Here is a 15,408-nt window from a genome sequence, read left to right on the forward strand (position 1 = left end):
ATGCTGGTGATTTCCAACAACGTGCATCTGCCGGATGCCGAGATCGAGTTGACCGCCATTCGCGCGCAAGGCGCGGGTGGGCAGAACGTCAACAAGGTCTCCAGCGCGGTGCACCTGCGCTTCGACATTCCGGCCTCGTCCCTGCCGCCGTTCTATAAGGAGCGGCTGCTGGCGCTGCGCGACAGCCGCATTACCAGCGATGGGGTGATCGTCATCAAGGCCCAGCAATACCGGACCCAGGAGCAGAACCGCGCCGATGCCCTGGAGCGCCTGGTGGCGTTGATCCTCGATGCGATCAAGGTGGAGAAAAAACGCCGCCCGACCAAACCGACCCTGGGCTCGAAGACCCGGCGCCTGGAGTCCAAGAGCAAGCGCGGCAATATCAAGGCCGGCCGCGGCAAGGTCGATTACTAGGCTCTGTACGACAAGTACCGACCTAGTGTTCGCCGCGCTCCTCGCGATACTTCGGCGCCTGGCGGTACAGATACAGGCTCAGCAGCAAACCGCTGCAGGCGGCGAGGGCGGCGAACAGGAAGATCGAGGCAAAGCCGAAACCGGCGGCAATCGCCCCGGCCAGCGGTCCGGTGATCCCCAGCGACAGGTCGATGAACAGCGAATAGGCGCCCACCGCCGCGCCACGGCTGGAGGCGGGGACCAGGTTGACCGCTTCCACCCCCAGCGCCGGGAACACCAGGGAGAAGCCGAAGCCGCTCAACGCCGCGCCGGCCAGGGCCCAATGGGCATCCGGCGCCAGCCACAACAGCAGCAGGCCCAGGGTTTCCACCGACAGGCAGGCGATCGCCACGCGAAAGCCGCCGAGGCGGTTGATCAGGTTGCCGAACAGCAGGCGCGCGCCGATAAAGCTGGCGCCGAACAGGCTCAGGCACAGCACCGCGTTGGACCAGTTCTGGGTGGCGTAATACAGGGTGATGAAGGTGGCGATGGTGCCAAAACCGATCGAGCCCAGGGCCAGGCCGCAGCCATGGGGAAATACCCGGCCCAGGACATGGATAAACGGCAGGCGCTCACCGGCGACGATCGGCGCCGCCAGTTTCGGCCAGGCCAGTGCCAGGCCGAGGAGTGCCAGGAGGATGATGCTCACGCCCATGCTCCACAGCCCCAGGCGATCCACCAGCAGCACCCCCAGCGGCGCGCCGACGGCCAGCGCGCCATAGCTGGCGATTCCGTTCCAGGAAATCACCTTGGCGGTATTCTGCGCGCCGACGCGGCCGATGCCCCAGCCGATGGAGCCCGAACCCACCAGGCTCTCGGCGCTGCCCAGCACCAGGCGCCCGACCAGCAGGCTGGCGAGGCTCAGCACCGGCAAGCTGCTCAGCCACGCCGACAGCAGCATGAACACGCCGCTCAGGCCGCAGCCGGCCAGGCCGTACATCACCGCGCGCTTGCTGCCCAGGTTGTCGATGATCTTCCCGGCATAGGGACGGCTGAGCAGGGTGGCCAGGTATTGCACGCTGATCACCAGCCCGGCGATCACCGCGCCGAAGCCCAGCTCGCTGTGCACGTAGCCCGGCAGCACGGCCAGGGGGATGCCGATGTTCAGGTAGCCGATAAAGGTGAAAAGGACGATGGAGACGACTTGCAGCGTGACCGCCAAGGGGCGCTGGGTATCTGGCATGGGAAAGGTCCACGGACGCGGCAGAGATAGATAGGCTGCTTATGATACCGAGGGTTGAAACGGTTCAGGTGGAGAAATCGATGGGTTGGCGCAAGTTTTTGCGCGCCGCGGGCTCAGGCTTGGGCTGGGGCCAGCAATTGCGTGGTGACCAGGGCGGCCAGGACGTTTTCCTGGGTACCGAAGCGCGCCAGCAGGGCGGCCTGTTTTTCCGGCGTCAGGCGGTTCCAGATCTCGATCATCTTTTCGGCGGTGCCGATCAGCACGCTGGCTTGAGTTTCGCTGAAGGTGTCGGTCATGGAGGTGGTTCTCGAAAGCGGGTTTCAGGCGGTGTGGAAAGCGCATCAAAGAGCGCTTTCCACACTGTCTGGGTGTTGCGGTCAGTCTTCGCTGTCGGCCTTGTGGCTGGCGGCGGCTTCTTTCGGCTCGGGCTGTTGGGCGCCGGCTTGTTGCGGGGTTGTCTGCTCAGTTTCGTGCAGGCTTGGGAAGGGGAGATTAGGAATCTCGTGCATGTTCGTTGCTCCTCGCAAGGTCTGTTTTTAAATCGCTGGGTAGATCCGCGCTTTTAAAAAGCCTCGGCAGGATACAGCACTGGAAATGACAAAAAGATTTTTATCTGGGGTTTTGGGATGAAAGGTGTTTCATCGGGCGGGGGATCTTTTAACGGCATCGCGGGCAAGCCTCGAGCCTACGGAATTCAGGTGACATCCGTAGGAACGAGGCTTGCCCGCGATAGCTTTTTTCAGTTTTTGCAGACTTCGGCGATGGCTTCGGCCAGCAAGTCCAGGCGGGTGGCGTCGATACCGGCGACGTTGGCCCGGCCGGAGCTGACCATGTACACGCTGTGCTGGCTACGCAGTTTGCCGACCTGTTCCGGCGTCAGGCCGGTGTAGGAGAACATCCCGCGTTGCACGCCGATGTGAGCGAAGCGTTCGGCCAGGCCGAAGGGTTGCAACGCTTCCACCAGGCCCGAACGCAACTGGGCGATGCGCAGGCGCATGGCTTCCACTTCGTCGGCCCAGAGGCTTTTCAGCTCCGGGTCGCCGAGGATGGTGGCGACCACTGCGGCGCCGTGATCCGGCGGGGTGGACCACAGGTTGCGGGCGATGTGGGCCAGTTGGCTGCGCACGTCCAGCAGCTTTTCCGCGTCCCGGGTGCAGACGATCAGCGCGCCGGTGCGGTCGCGGTACAGGCCGAAGTTCTTCGAGCAGGAACTGGTGATCAGCAACTCGGGCAGCTCGGCCGCGAACAGGCGGACCGCCCAGGCATCCTGCTCCAGGCCGTCGCCGAAGCCCTGGTAGGCGAAGTCGATCAGCGGCAGCAGGTTGCGGCTGCGCACCACGTCCAGCACCCGATGCCAGTCATCGTGGCTCAGGTCGAAACCGGTGGGGTTGTGGCAGCAGGCATGCAGCAGCACCACATCGCCCTTGGGTACCTGGTTCAGGGTCGCCAGCATGGCCTCGACGTCGAGGCGGTTGTCGCTGTCGACGTAGGGGAAGTGGCTGACCGGGATGCCGGCGGCGGCAAAGATGGTTTCGTGGATCGGCCAGGTAGGGTTGCTCAACCACACGCCACGGCCCGGCAGGCAGTGGGCGATGAAGTCGGCGCTCAGGCGCAGCGCGCCGGTGCCGCCCGGAGTCTGGGTGGCGCCGGCGCGTCGTTCGGCGATCAGCTTCGAATCGGCGCCCAGCACCAGTTCATTGATCACCTTGCCAAAGGCCGCGTCGCCGTGGCCGCCGATGTAGATCTTGGTGGTCTGCCGGTCGACCAGGCGCTGCTCGGCCAGCTTGACCGACTGCGGGATCGGCGTCAGGCCCTGGGAATCCTTGTAGACACCGACGCCGAGGTCGAACTTGCGTGGGTTGCTGTCCGACGCATAGGCCTCCATCAGGCCAAGAATCGGGTCGCCGGGTACTCGGCCTATGGCGTCGAAATGCATTACTTGCGTCCTTCTGCGGTCTGGGCCACTTCGTCGGTGCGAGCGGCCATGATGAAGTCGTTGCGGTGCAGGCCCTTGATGGAGTGGCTCCACCAGGTCACGGTGACCTTGCCCCATTCGGTGAGCAGGCCAGGATGATGACCTTCTGCCTCGGAAATTTCACCCACTGCGTTGGTAAAGGCCAGGGCGAATTTGAAGTTTTTGAACAGGAAGACTTTTTCCAGTTGCATGACGCCATCGCGCACTTCGATGTTCCAGTCGGGGATCTGCTTGATCAGTACCGGCAGTTCCTCGTCGCTGACTTGTGGGGCATCGGCACGGCAGGCTTCGCAATGGGCTTGGTTGAGAGCGGTCATGGTGGGTTCCTGAAATCGGTTCTTGTTGTGGAAATTACGGGGTTTATGAGCGCCGCGCGAGGGCAGGGTGCTCAGGCCGCCTTGGGTTTGGGCGGAAACTTGGGGGCGTGCAGGCCCATCTGCATGCCCTGGTGAACCAGGGCCATGATGTCTTCATGGGCCAGGTCGAACAGGCGCTTGAGGTTGGGCAGCACAAAGTAGATAGGTTGCAGGATGTCGATGCGGTACGGGGTGCGCATCGCTTCCAGCGGGTCGAAGGCCTGGTGTTCGGGCACGTCGGACAGGCAGTAGACGGTTTCCTTCGGCGAGGAGAGGATGCCGCCGCCGTAGATGCGCTGGCCCTGTGGGGTGTCCAGCAGGCCGAATTCGATGGTCATCCAGTACAGGCGCGCCAGGTACACCCGTTCTTCCTTGGTGGCCTGCAGGCCGAGCTTGCCGTAGGTGTGGGTGAATTCGGCGAACCAGGGGTTGGTCAGCAGCGGGCAGTGGCCAAAGATCTCATGGAAGATGTCCGGCTCTTGCAAGTAGTCCAGTTCTTCGCGGGTACGAATAAAGGTCGCGACCGGAAACTGTTTGCTGGCGAGCAATTCGAAGAAGGTCTGGAAGGGGATCAGCGCCGGCACCCGGGCTACCTGCCAGCCGGTGGTTGCGCCCAGCACCTTGTTGATTTCGCCCAGCTGCGGGATGCGGTCGTGGGGCAGGCCGAGCTTCTCGATGCCATCCAGGTATTCCTGGCACGCACGACCCTCGATCACTTTCAGTTGACGAGTGATCAGGGTGTTCCACACCGCGTGTTCTTCATCGGGGTAGTGGATAAAACCTTGCGCGTCGGGCTCGCGGGCCACGTACTGCGTCTGCTTCATGCTGCTCTCCTGTCAGGGGCTGCTTCTTGTTATCAGTTGACGCTAGAGATAACCCAAGGTTGCAGCCCATGCAGCAGGTTGACGTGAACGTAATGGGCGGATCGGGGTTGATTTCGTAAAGTTTTCGTTACGAAATCGTCGCAGGTCCGCTATTACTGAGAATAGTCGATTTGAAAAGGCCGGTGGCTGTCACATAATCTTGACGATTATCTGCGCGACACCGCAGAAAGTTCGTGCCGGACGGTGCCAAATAAAGCCGCTTTCTGGCGTTCACGCCCTCCATTACCTGTTTCGGGCCTTTCCTTTATGCGTATCAAAGTCCACTGCCAGAATCGCATCGGCATCCTGCGCGACATTCTCAACCTGCTGGTGGAGTACGGTATCAACGTCGCCCGGGGCGAGGTGGGCGGTGAGCATGGCAATGCCATCTATCTGCATTGCCCGAACCTGATCAACCTGCAGTTCCAGGCGCTGCGGCCGAAGTTCGAGTCGATCGCCGGGGTGTTCGGGGTCAAGCGGGTCGGGCTGATGCCCAGCGAGCGGCGGCACATGGAGCTCAATGCCCTGCTCGGGGCGCTGGAGTTCCCGGTGCTGTCCATCGACATGGGCGGTTCCATCGTCGCCGCCAACCGCGCGGCGGCGCAGCTGTTGGGCGTACGGGTAGACGAGGTGCCGGGGATTCCGCTGTCGCGCTATGCCGAGGATTTCGACCTGCCGGAACTGGTGCGGGCCAACAAGTCGCGGATCAACGGCCTGCGGGTCAAGGTCAAGGGTGACGTGTTTCTGGCGGACATCGCGCCGCTGCAATCGGAGCACGACGACAGCGAGGCCATGGCCGGCGCGGTACTGACGTTGCACCGCGCGGACCGGGTCGGCGAGCGCATCTATAACGTGCGCAAGCAGGAGCTGCGTGGCTTCGACAGCATCTTCCAGAGTTCGAAAGTCATGGCCGCGGTGGTGCGCGAAGCGCGGCGCATGGCACCCCTGGACGCGCCGCTGCTGATCGAAGGCGAGACCGGCACCGGCAAGGAACTGCTGGCGCGCGCCTGCCACCTGGCCAGCCCGCGCGGGCAATCGCCGCTGATGGCACTCAACTGCGCCGGCCTGCCGGAATCCATGGCCGAGACCGAGCTGTTCGGCTACGGGCCGGGGGCCTTCGAGGGCGCCCGGGCCGAAGGCAAGCTCGGGCTGCTGGAACTGACCGCCGGCGGCACGCTGTTTCTCGATGGGGTAGGGGAGATGAGCCCGCGCTTGCAGGTCAAGCTCCTGCGCTTTCTGCAGGATGGCTGCTTCCGCCGGGTCGGCAGCGACGAAGAGGTGTACCTGGACGTGCGGGTGATTTGCGCGACCCAGGTCGACCTGTCGGAACTGTGCGCCCGCGGCGAGTTCCGCCAGGACCTGTATCACCGGCTCAATGTCCTGTCCCTGCATATCCCGCCGTTGCGCGAATGCCTCGACGGCCTGACGCCGCTGGTGGAGCACTTCCTCGACCAGGCCAGTCGGCAGATCGGCTGCGCCTTGCCCAAGCTGGCGCCGGCGGCCATGGAGCGCCTCAGCCATTACCACTGGCCGGGCAACGTGCGGCAGCTGGAAAACGTGCTGTTCCAGGCGGTGTCCCTGTGCGACGGCGGCACGGTCAAGGCCGAACACATCCGCCTGCCGGACTACGGCGTGCGCCAACCCCTTGGCGACTTCTCCCTGGAAGGCGGCCTCGACGAAATCGTCGGGCGCTTCGAAAAGGCGGTGCTCGAACGCCTGTATTCCGAACACCCCAGCAGCCGCCAGCTGGGCAAGCGCCTGGGCGTGTCGCACACCACCATCGCCAACAAGCTGCGCGAGTACGAAGTGGGCAAGGGCAACGGTCCGGAGTAGCTGCTGCCGCAGGCTGCGATCGGCCTGGCTGGTATTCCGCCGAGCCTGAAGCCGCGATCGTGGCGCCAGCCTTGCGAGTCCTTCGGCCTCGATCGCAGCCTGCGGCAGCGGCTACATGGCGGTACAGAGGCCGAGCCTTGCCGTAAGCGGCATATCTGCGCCGGTTTTTCGTCTTCGACACAATCGCCCGATTCCCTTCGACCGCCCTCAAGCTCCCGGATTTCCTGCCTTCGGCCGCCCGAAAAACAAGTTGGTGCGCTTATTGCTTATGGCTCAGCAGTACAGCGGTGGACGGCAAACGTCCGACATGCAGAGGAAAGACTGTGGACAAGTACCTTTATGTGGCCATGACCGGTGCCAGCCAGAATGCGCTGGCGCAAAAGGCGCATGCCAACAACCTGGCGAACATCTCCACCAACGGTTTTCAGCGCGACCTGGAGCAGGCGCGTTCGATGCCGGTGTTTGGTGACAGCTTTCCGGCGCGGGCCTTTGCCATGTCCGAGCGTCCGGCTACCGATTTCACCCCGGGCTCGCTGGTGGAAACCGGTCGCGACCTCGACGTGGCGGTCAGCGGCAATGGCTGGATCGCCGTGCAGGCCCCGGATGGCGGTGAAAGCTACGTGCGCACCGGCAGCCTGAATATCGACGCCCTGGGCGTGCTGCGCGCCGGCAACGGCATGCCGGTGATCGGCAACGGCGGCCCGATCGCCGTGCCGCCGGAGCAGCAGGTGGAAGTCGGCCAGGACGGCACCATCAGCATCCGCGCCATGGGCGAAGGCCCACGGGTGATGGCCGAGGTCGACCGCATCAAGCTGGTCAACCCGGACCTGAAGAACATGACCAAGGGTCTGGACGGTTCGATCCACACCAAGGACGGCAAGCCGGCAGCGGCTGACGCCAATGTGCAACTGGTCTCGGGTTTCCTCGAGTCGAGCAACGTCAATGCGGTCGAGGAAATGACCTCGGTGCTGGCGCTCTCCAAGCAGTTCGAACTGCACATCAAGATGATGAACACCGCCAAAGAAGACGACCAGGCCATGGCTCGGGTCTTGCAGATCAGCTAATTACCAGTACGTCGCGCCGTAAAACAGGCGCACGAGGAGAATCGAATGCTTCCGGCTCTGTGGGTTGCCAAAACAGGTCTGTCCGCCCAGGACACTAACCTGACCACCATTTCCAACAACCTGGCGAACGTTTCGACCACGGGGTTCAAACGTGATCGCGCCGAGTTCCAGGACCTGCTGTATCAGATCAAGCGTCAGCCTGGCGCCCAGTCGACCCAGGACAGCGAGCTGCCATCGGGCCTGCAACTGGGTACCGGCGTGCGCATCGTCGGCACCCAGAAGAACTTCACCGCCGGCAGCCTGCAGACCACCGAGCAGCCGCTGGACATGGCCATCAACGGCCGTGGTTTCTTCCAGATCCTGCAACCGGACGGCACCACTTCCTACACCCGTGACGGCACCTTCCACCTGGACTCCAACGGCCAGATCGTCACCGCCAACGGCTTCGCGCTGGAGCCGGCGATCGTCGTACCGAACGATGCCCAGACCTTCACCGTGGGCCAGGACGGCACCGTCTCGATCACCACCGCCGGCAACCCGGCCTCGCAAGTGATCGGCAACCTGCAGACCGCCGACTTTATCAACCCGGCCGGCCTGCAAGCGGTGGGCAACAACCTGTTCCTGGAAACCGCCGCCAGCGGCGCGCCGCAGGTCGGTACCCCGGGCCTCAACGGTTTCGGCACCACCCTGCAGAACACCCTGGAAACCTCCAACGTCAGCACCGTTGAGGAGATGGTCAACATGATCACCACCCAGCGCGCCTACGAGATGAACTCCAAGGTGATCTCCACCGCCGACCAGATGCTCTCGTTCGTCACGCAGAATCTGTAATCAAGTCCTGGGGCGGCCCGGCGGCCGCCTGCAACACCATGAGGTAGGGTCATGAATCGCTTTGTATCTGTTCTCGCACTGAGTGGGTTCGTCGTGCTCGGAGGCTGCGTGGCCCCGACGCCGAAGCCCAATGACCCGTATTACGCTCCGGTGTTGCCACGTACTCCGTTGCCGGCTGCGGCCAACAACGGCTCGATCTACCAGGCAGGCTTCGAGCAGAACCTGTACAGCGACCGCAAGGCGTTCCGCGTGGGCGACATCATCACCATTACCCTCAACGAGCGGACCCAGGCGAGCAAGAACGCCAACTCGCAGATCGACAAGAACAGCAAGACCGGCATCGGCCTGACGTCGTTCTTCGGTGGTGGCCTGAGCACCAATAACCCGGTGGGCGGCGGCGACCTGAGCCTGGACGTCGGTTATGAAGGCGAGCGCGCGACCAAGGGCGACAGCAAGTCCGGGCAGAGCAACAGCTTGACCGGCTCGATCACCGTGACGGTGGCCGACGTGCTGCCCAACGGCATCATCGCCGTGCGCGGCGAGAAGTGGCTGACCCTCAACACCGGCGACGAACTGGTGCGGATTGCCGGCCTGGTGCGCGCCGACGATATCGCCACCGACAACACGGTGTCCTCGACCCGCGTCGCCGATGCACGCATCACCTATTCGGGCACCGGTGCCTTTGCCGATGCGAGCCAGCCGGGCTGGTTCGACCGTTTCTTCCTCAGCCCGCTGTTCCCTTTCTAGGTGGCTACGTTGAATTTCAAACGCCTCATGCTGGCCGCGCTGTTGCTCTCGGCGGCCTGCAACGCTCAAGCCGAACGGCTGAAGGACATCGCCAGCATTTCCGGCGTGCGTTCCAACCAGTTGATCGGCTACGGCCTGGTGGTCGGGCTTAACGGCACCGGCGACCAGACGACCCAGACACCCTTCACCCTGCAGACCTTCAACAACATGTTGTCGCAGTTCGGCATCAAGGTGCCGCCGGGTTCCGGCAACGTGCAACTGAAGAACGTCGCGGCGGTCTCGGTGAGCGCCGATCTGCCGGCGTTCGCCAAGCCGGGGCAGCAGGTGGATATCACCGTGTCCTCCATCGGTAACTCCAAGAGCCTGCGCGGCGGCACCTTGCTGCTGACGCCGCTCAAGGGGATCGACGGCAATGTCTACGCCATCGCTCAGGGCAACCTGGTGGTGGGAGGTTTCGACGCCGAAGGCCGGGACGGTTCGAAGATCACGGTCAACGTTCCGTCGGCCGGTCGCATCCCTGGCGGTGCCTCGGTGGAGCGCGCGGTGCCGAGCGGTTTCAACCAGGGCAACAGCCTGACGTTGAACCTCAACCGTTCCGACTTCACCACCGCCAAGCGCATCGTCGACAAGATCAACGACATGCTCGGCCCGGGCGTGGCCCAGGCCATCGACGGCGGTTCGATCCGCGTTACCGCGCCGCTCGATCCGAGCCAGCGCGTCGACTACCTGTCGATCCTCGAGAACCTGGAAATCGATCCGGGGCAGGCGGTGGCCAAGGTCATCATCAACTCGCGTACCGGCACCATCGTCATCGGCCAGAACGTCAAGGTGTCGCCAGCCGCCGTGACCCACGGCAGCCTCACCGTGACCATCACCGAAGACCCGATCGTCAGCCAGCCGGGGCCGCTGTCCAACGGGCAGACCGCGGTCGTGCCGCGTTCGCGGGTCAACGCCGAGCAGGAAGCCAAGCCGATGTTCAAGTTCGGCCCGGGTACCACCCTCGACGAGATCGTGCGTGCGGTGAACCAGGTCGGCGCGGCACCGGGCGACCTGATGGCGATCCTCGAAGCCTTGAAACAGGCCGGCGCGCTGCAAGCCGACCTGATCGTGATTTGAGGTAGGGGCCATGGATATTCGCAAGAGCGGTCTGGTCAGCAGCGGCGATTCGGGTTCCTACTCGGACCTCAACCGGCTTAACCAGCTCAAGGTCGGCGACAAGAACAACGACGCCAACATGCGCAAGGTGGCGCAGGAGTTCGAGTCGCTGTTCCTCAACGAAATGCTCAAGTCCATGCGCTCGGCCACCGAAGCGCTGGGCAAGGACAACCCGCTCAACACCCCGGCGGCCAAGCAATACCAGGAAATGTACGACCAGCAGCTGGCGGTTTCCATGTCCCGCGAGGGCGGCGGCATTGGCCTGGCCGATGTGCTGATGCGTCAGATGTCGAAGAACAAATCCACCACTGCGGCAGCGGCCTCGACCTTGCCCGGTGCCCAGGCTGAAAAGGTCGCGACGCCAACCGCCATCGCTGCCGGCACCACGGCATTGGGCGGCCCGTTGTCGCGGGTCAATGGCCAGCGTCCGCTGTGGGCCTCCCGTGCGCTGGAGCCACAGCGCGCCGCCGACAGCGGTAGCCATAACGATATGGCGCTGCTCAACCAGCGGCGCATTTCCCTGCCGAGCAAGCTGACCGATCGCTTGCTGGCGGGCATCGTGCCTTCGGCCGACAGTGCCGCCACCAACCGGACGGCCTTGCCGGAACGCACCACGGCCGCGACCGACGCGCTGGTCAAGAACAGCTCGCGCAGCTTTGCCGCGGTGCCGCACGGACGCATGCAGATCTATGGCCGCGCCGTGGCCCAGCCACCGTTGGCGCCGGCGAAGAAAGCCTTCAGCTCGGCGGACGAATTCGTCGCCACCATGCTGCCGATGGCGCAGCAGGCCGCCGACCGCATCGGGGTCGATCCGCGCTACCTGGTCGCCCAGGCCGCGCTGGAAACCGGCTGGGGCAAATCGGTGATGCGCCAGCAGGACGGCAGCAGCAGCCACAACCTGTTCGGCATCAAGGCCGGCAGCAGTTGGAAGGGCGACCAGGCGCGGGCGATCACCAGCGAATTCAGAAATGGGCAGATGGTCAAGGAGACGGCCGAGTTCCGTTCCTATGCCTCGTATCAGGACAGCTTCCACGATCTGGTGACCTTGTTGCAGAGCAACAATCGCTATCAAGAAGTGCTGAAGGTGGCCGATAACCCCGAACAGTTTGTACGTGAATTGCAAAAGGCCGGGTATGCAACCGACCCGGACTACGCAAGCAAGATTTCGCAGATTGCCAAGCAGATGAAGAGCTACGAGAACTACGCTGCGGCGGGCGCTTCCACGAATTTATAAGGTCTGAATCATGAGTTTGCTCAATATCGGGATGTCGGGGCTGTCAGCCAGCCAAACGTCGTTGATGACCACGGGTAACAACATCGCCAACGCCGATACCGCCGGTTATTCGCGCCAGCAGACCGTGCAGGGCAGCAAGGCTTCGAACCAGTACGGCAATGTCTTCATTGGCAGCGGTACCACACTGGCCGACGTGCGCCGGGTGTACAACAGCTACCTGGATGCCCAGCTGCAGACCACCACCTCGCTGAACAGCGATGCCGCCGCCTACCTGGGCCAGATCACCCCGGTGGACAAGCTGCTGTCGGACAGCGGCACCGGCATCACCGGCGCGCTGACCAAGTTCTTTGCCTCGATGCAGAACGTCAACGCCAAGCCGACCGACGATGCCTCGCGCCAATTGCTGCTCAGTGATGCGCAAGCCCTGAGCAACCGCTTCAATTCCGTTTCCAGCCAGTTGAACGAGCAGAACGCCAACATCAACGGCAACCTGAGCAGCATGGCTGACCAGGTCAACAGGCTGGCGGCCACTGTCGCCCAGCTGAACCAGAAGATTTCCGAAGTCTCCAGCGGCGGCGGCATGCCCAACGACCTGCTCGACGCGCGCAACGAGACGCTGCGCCAGCTGTCGACCTTCGTCAAAGTGGATGTCTCGGAGCGCGGCTCGAACATCGACCTGTACCTGGGCAGCGGCCAGCCGCTGGTCGTGGGTAACACCTCCAGCAAGCTGGAAGTGGTCGCCGGCAAGACCGACCCGACCCGTTCTTCGCTGCAACTCAATCGCGGCTCGAGCGTGATCGATGTGACCTCGGTGGTCACCGGTGGCGAGATCGGCGGCCTGTTGCGCTATCGCAACGAGGTGCTGGACCCGGCGATGAACGAACTGGGGCGCGTGGCTCTGGTGATCGCCGACCAGGTCAACAGCCAGCTCGGACAAGGTATCGACAAGAACGGTGAGTTCGGCGCGGCGCTGTTCAACAACATCAACAGTGCGGCCCTGATCAGCCAGCGCAGCATTGCCAGCGGCAACAACAGCGCGGGCTCCGGCAACCTCGATGTGACCATCAAGGACACCGGCAAACTGACCATCAGCGACTACCAGGTGACCTTCACCAGCGCCACCGACTACACCGTCAAGCGCTCCGACGGCACCAGCCTGGGCGCGTTCAGCACCACCACCACGCCGCCACCGGTGATCGACGGTTTCACCCTGAGCCTCAACGGCGGGGCGATGAGCGCCGGCGACAGTTTCAAGATCACCCCGACCCGCAACGCGGCGACCACAATCAAGACCGAACTGACCGACGCCAAGCGCCTGGCCATCGCCGCGCCGCTGAATGCCGAAGTGCTGCCAGGGGCCACCGGTTCGCTGAGCATTTCAGGCCTGCCGACAGTCAAGCCGGCGCTGGACATCTACAACTCGGCCGCCAACGCGGAGATGCAGACCGCGATCAAGAATTCGGTACCGGTCAAGCTGGTCTTCGACGCCCCCGCGGGCGGTAGCCAGGGCTACAAGTACTACGATGCCAAGGGCACGTTGATGGGCACCGGTTCGATCGTTCCGGGGCAGAACAACACCCTGAACCTGCAGATCAAGATGGTCGATGCCAGCGGCAACCCGATCACCGACGGCGGCACGCCGCCGGTGCAGAAAACCTTCACCGTGGAAATGAGCGTCGCCGGCTCGCCGAAGGACGGCGAAGGGCTGAACGTCAAGTTCAACGGCGCCGGTTCCACCGACAACCGCAACGGCATCGCGTTGGCGGGGCTACAGACCAAGCAGACTGTGGATACCGGTTCGGCCAGCAAGGGCATCACCCTGGTCGACGCCTACGGCAAGCTGGTGGAGAACGTCGGTGCCAAGGCCAGCCAGGGCAAGCTCGACAGCGCGGCCACCGAGGCGATCCTGGCCAACGCCAAGGGCGCGCGGGATTCGTTGTCCGGGGTCGACCTGGATGAAGAAACCGGCAACCTGGTCAAGTACCAGCAGTACTACACCGCGTCCTCGCAAATCATCAAGGCGGCGCAGGAAACCTTCGCCACCCTGATCAACAGCCTTTAAGGAGTCGTAGTCCATGCGTATTTCCACCGCCCAGTTTTACGAATCCTCGGCTGCCAACTACCAGAAGAACTTCGCCAATGTGGTCAAGAGCAGCGAAGAGGCCAGCAGCCTGATTCGCGTCAACACCGCGGCCGACGATCCGGTAGGCGCCTCGCGCTTGCTGCAACTGGGCCAGCAGGCTTCGCTGTTGAGCCAGTATTCGGCCAACACCACCTCGATCAAGGCCTCCCTGGGCCAGGCCGAATCGGTCCTGACCAGCATCACCAGCGTTCTGGCGCGTGCCCAGGAACTGGCGAGCGGGGCCGGCAACGCCGGTTACACCGACGACGATCGCAAGGCCAACGCCGCCGAGCTGGCGCAGATCGAAGAGCAGCTGTTGAGTCTGATGAACACCCAGGACGAAAACGGCAAGTACATCTTTGCCGGTTCCAAGGGCGACACCGTGCCGTTCAGCCGCAACTCCGACGGCACCTACAGCTACAACGGCGACCAGACCACGCTGAACCTGCCAGTGGGCGACACCATGTCCATGGCCACCAACACCACCGGCTGGGCCGCCTTCCAGCAAGCCATCAACACCAGCCGCAGCCAGGTCAGCATGACCGCCCCGGCGGTGGATGACGGCCGGGTGACGCTGTCCAACGGCCAGGTGTCTTCGAATCCGAAGTACAACAGTGAGTTCCGCAGCGGCGAGCCGTACACCATCAGCTTCCTTAGCAGTACTCAGTTCAAGATCACCGACAGCGCCGGCAACGACGTGACGTCCGAAGCCAGCCAGAATGGCTCCTTCACCTCCAGCAAGGGCGCCGAGGCACAGACTGTCAGTTTCCGTGGCGTCGATCTGCGCCTGAGCATCAACCTGAAGTCCGGCGATACCAACCCAGATGCGGTGATCTCCGGTCACAGCTTCACCCTGGCGGCCAAGCCCGATTCCTTCAACGTCTCGCGCAGCCCGGGCAACCCGTCGACCGCGGTCGTGACCGGAGCCAGCGTCAGCAACAGCAACGCCTACAACGCCAGCTTCCCGAGCGGCGGTGCGATCCTCAAGTTCACCAGCGCCACCGACTACGAGCTGTATGCGTCGCCGTTGACAGCCGACAGCAAGCCGGTTTCCACCGGTACCATGGCCGGCTCCACCGCCACCGCGTCCGGCGTGGACTTCGCCTTCAGCGGCACCCCGGCGGCGGGCGACCAGTATGTGGTGGCGGTCAACAACCACCAGACCCAGAACGTCCTCGACACCATTCACCAACTGCGTACCGTGCTGGATACCCCCACCAACGGTGATCCGGTCGCCATCCAGAAACTCAACGCCGGGTTGCAGGCGGGGATGGCCAACCTGGCCAGCGGCGCCAACCAGGTGGCGAGCGCGGTCAGCGACATCGGCGGTCGGGGTTCGGCGTTGGATATCCAGAACGAGACCAATCTGAGCCTGAGCGCGGCCAACACCCAGACCCAGTCGGCGATCCGCGATTCCGACCCGGCCGAGGTGATGACCCGCCTGACCCTGCAACAGACCATGTTGCAAGCCTCGCAACTGGCCTTCAGCAAGATTGCCCAGCTGGGCCTGTTCAACAAGGTCTGAGCCTGAGCCGGCCGCTCCTTTGGGAGCGGCCGCGCCGTCGAGCCGTCAACCGTCTTCATTAAGCGGT

15 protein-coding genes are annotated in these 15,408 nt (G+C 63.6%); 9 read left to right on the forward strand and 6 right to left on the reverse strand.

The features are described from left to right. Positions 1 to 414 carry an alternative ribosome rescue aminoacyl-tRNA hydrolase ArfB gene (gene arfB, locus H0I86_RS07840; protein WP_029526192.1) on the forward strand — a complete coding sequence of 138 codons (414 nt, stop codon included), beginning with the start codon at positions 1 to 3 and terminating at the stop codon, positions 412 to 414. A gap of 22 nt (positions 415 to 436) precedes the next feature. Here arfB and H0I86_RS07845 read toward each other — a convergent pair whose 3' ends face one another. The 6 genes from H0I86_RS07845 to phhA all read right to left on the reverse strand — a co-directional run bounded on the left by H0I86_RS07845 (position 437) and on the right by phhA (position 4,791). After that, a complete protein-coding gene (locus H0I86_RS07845) occupies positions 437 to 1,636 on the reverse strand; it encodes an MFS transporter (RefSeq protein ID WP_180924607.1) in 1,200 nt (399 codons plus the stop codon). A gap of 113 nt (positions 1,637 to 1,749) precedes the next feature. Then, the gene (locus H0I86_RS07850; protein WP_180924608.1) at positions 1,750 to 1,932 is read right to left on the reverse strand and encodes a hypothetical protein; all 183 of its coding nucleotides are present in this window, start codon (positions 1,930 to 1,932) and stop codon (positions 1,750 to 1,752) included. 81 nt (positions 1,933 to 2,013) lie between these two features. Next, complete coding sequence (locus H0I86_RS32075; protein WP_258019417.1) at positions 2,014 to 2,145, reverse strand: hypothetical protein; 132 nt, start codon at positions 2,143 to 2,145, stop codon at positions 2,014 to 2,016. Positions 2,146 to 2,375: 230 nt separating this feature from the next. Then, complete coding sequence (locus H0I86_RS07855) at positions 2,376 to 3,572, reverse strand: amino acid aminotransferase (protein WP_180924609.1); 1,197 nt, start codon at positions 3,570 to 3,572, stop codon at positions 2,376 to 2,378. Beyond that, positions 3,572 to 3,928 carry a 4a-hydroxytetrahydrobiopterin dehydratase gene (locus tag H0I86_RS07860; RefSeq protein ID WP_180924610.1) on the reverse strand — a complete coding sequence of 119 codons (357 nt, stop codon included), beginning with the start codon at positions 3,926 to 3,928 and terminating at the stop codon, positions 3,572 to 3,574. Before H0I86_RS07860 ends, H0I86_RS07855 begins: the two co-directional genes overlap by 1 nt. A gap of 71 nt (positions 3,929 to 3,999) precedes the next feature. Further along, positions 4,000 to 4,791 carry a phenylalanine 4-monooxygenase gene (gene phhA, locus H0I86_RS07865; protein ID WP_007930098.1) on the reverse strand — a complete coding sequence of 264 codons (792 nt, stop codon included), beginning with the start codon at positions 4,789 to 4,791 and terminating at the stop codon, positions 4,000 to 4,002. A 306-nt stretch (positions 4,792 to 5,097) separates the two neighbouring features. Between phhA and H0I86_RS07870 the strand changes: the two genes are divergently transcribed. The 8 genes from H0I86_RS07870 (at position 5,098) to H0I86_RS07905 (ending at position 15,341) form a co-directional block, all read left to right on the forward strand. Beyond that, the gene (locus H0I86_RS07870; RefSeq protein WP_180924611.1) at positions 5,098 to 6,663 is read left to right on the forward strand and encodes a sigma-54-dependent transcriptional regulator; all 1,566 of its coding nucleotides are present in this window, start codon (positions 5,098 to 5,100) and stop codon (positions 6,661 to 6,663) included. Between the two features lie 323 nt (positions 6,664 to 6,986). Further along, positions 6,987 to 7,727, forward strand: coding sequence for a flagellar basal body rod protein FlgF (locus H0I86_RS07875; RefSeq protein ID WP_180924612.1), 741 nt, complete (start codon positions 6,987 to 6,989; stop codon positions 7,725 to 7,727). Between the two features lie 45 nt (positions 7,728 to 7,772). Beyond that, entirely contained in the window at positions 7,773 to 8,558 is a 786-nt protein-coding gene (gene flgG, locus H0I86_RS07880) for a flagellar basal-body rod protein FlgG (protein ID WP_180924613.1), read from the forward strand. Between the two features lie 51 nt (positions 8,559 to 8,609). Further along, a complete protein-coding gene (gene flgH, locus H0I86_RS07885) occupies positions 8,610 to 9,305 on the forward strand; it encodes a flagellar basal body L-ring protein FlgH (protein ID WP_180924614.1) in 696 nt (231 codons plus the stop codon). A 27-nt stretch (positions 9,306 to 9,332) separates the two neighbouring features. Next, positions 9,333 to 10,421 (forward strand): flagellar basal body P-ring protein FlgI, encoded by a 1,089-nt coding sequence (locus H0I86_RS07890; protein WP_180925804.1) that lies wholly within the window; start codon positions 9,333 to 9,335, stop codon positions 10,419 to 10,421. Between the two features lie 10 nt (positions 10,422 to 10,431). Further along, positions 10,432 to 11,694 carry a flagellar assembly peptidoglycan hydrolase FlgJ gene (gene flgJ, locus H0I86_RS07895; protein WP_180924615.1) on the forward strand — a complete coding sequence of 421 codons (1,263 nt, stop codon included), beginning with the start codon at positions 10,432 to 10,434 and terminating at the stop codon, positions 11,692 to 11,694. Between the two features lie 10 nt (positions 11,695 to 11,704). Further along, entirely contained in the window at positions 11,705 to 13,756 is a 2,052-nt protein-coding gene (gene flgK / locus H0I86_RS07900; RefSeq protein ID WP_180924616.1) for a flagellar hook-associated protein FlgK, read from the forward strand. Between the two features lie 13 nt (positions 13,757 to 13,769). Then, positions 13,770 to 15,341: a flagellar hook-associated protein 3 gene (locus H0I86_RS07905; protein ID WP_180924617.1), complete on the forward strand. Its 1,572-nt coding sequence runs from the start codon at positions 13,770 to 13,772 to the stop codon at positions 15,339 to 15,341. The last annotated feature ends 67 nt before the right edge of the window (positions 15,342 to 15,408 follow it).

This window comes from Pseudomonas chlororaphis subsp. aurantiaca, from assembly GCF_013466605.1.
Taxonomy (GTDB): Bacteria; Pseudomonadota; Gammaproteobacteria; order Pseudomonadales; family Pseudomonadaceae; genus Aquipseudomonas; species Aquipseudomonas chlororaphis_I.

Excerpts from the sequence above, each read along its gene's own strand:
- flgH (WP_180924614.1), top strand. The coding sequence starts at position 8,610 with ATGAATCGCTTTGTATCTGTTCTCGCACTGAGTGGGTTCGTCGTGCTC.
- phhA (WP_007930098.1), bottom strand. The coding sequence starts at position 4,791 with ATGAAGCAGACGCAGTACGTGGCCCGCGAGCCCGACGCGCAAGGTTTT.
- H0I86_RS07855 (WP_180924609.1), bottom strand. The coding sequence starts at position 3,572 with ATGCATTTCGACGCCATAGGCCGAGTACCCGGCGACCCGATTCTTGGC.
- H0I86_RS07905 (WP_180924617.1), top strand. The coding sequence starts at position 13,770 with ATGCGTATTTCCACCGCCCAGTTTTACGAATCCTCGGCTGCCAACTAC.
- H0I86_RS07850 (WP_180924608.1), bottom strand. The coding sequence starts at position 1,932 with ATGACCGACACCTTCAGCGAAACTCAAGCCAGCGTGCTGATCGGCACC.
- flgK (WP_180924616.1), top strand. The coding sequence starts at position 11,705 with ATGAGTTTGCTCAATATCGGGATGTCGGGGCTGTCAGCCAGCCAAACG.
- H0I86_RS07870 (WP_180924611.1), top strand. The coding sequence starts at position 5,098 with ATGCGTATCAAAGTCCACTGCCAGAATCGCATCGGCATCCTGCGCGAC.
- arfB (WP_029526192.1), top strand. The coding sequence starts at position 1 with ATGCTGGTGATTTCCAACAACGTGCATCTGCCGGATGCCGAGATCGAG.
- flgG (WP_180924613.1), top strand. The coding sequence starts at position 7,773 with ATGCTTCCGGCTCTGTGGGTTGCCAAAACAGGTCTGTCCGCCCAGGAC.
- H0I86_RS07860 (WP_180924610.1), bottom strand. The coding sequence starts at position 3,928 with ATGACCGCTCTCAACCAAGCCCATTGCGAAGCCTGCCGTGCCGATGCC.
- H0I86_RS07890 (WP_180925804.1), top strand. The coding sequence starts at position 9,333 with ATGCTGGCCGCGCTGTTGCTCTCGGCGGCCTGCAACGCTCAAGCCGAA.
- flgJ (WP_180924615.1), top strand. The coding sequence starts at position 10,432 with ATGGATATTCGCAAGAGCGGTCTGGTCAGCAGCGGCGATTCGGGTTCC.
- H0I86_RS07845 (WP_180924607.1), bottom strand. The coding sequence starts at position 1,636 with ATGCCAGATACCCAGCGCCCCTTGGCGGTCACGCTGCAAGTCGTCTCC.
- H0I86_RS32075 (WP_258019417.1), bottom strand. The coding sequence starts at position 2,145 with ATGCACGAGATTCCTAATCTCCCCTTCCCAAGCCTGCACGAAACTGAG.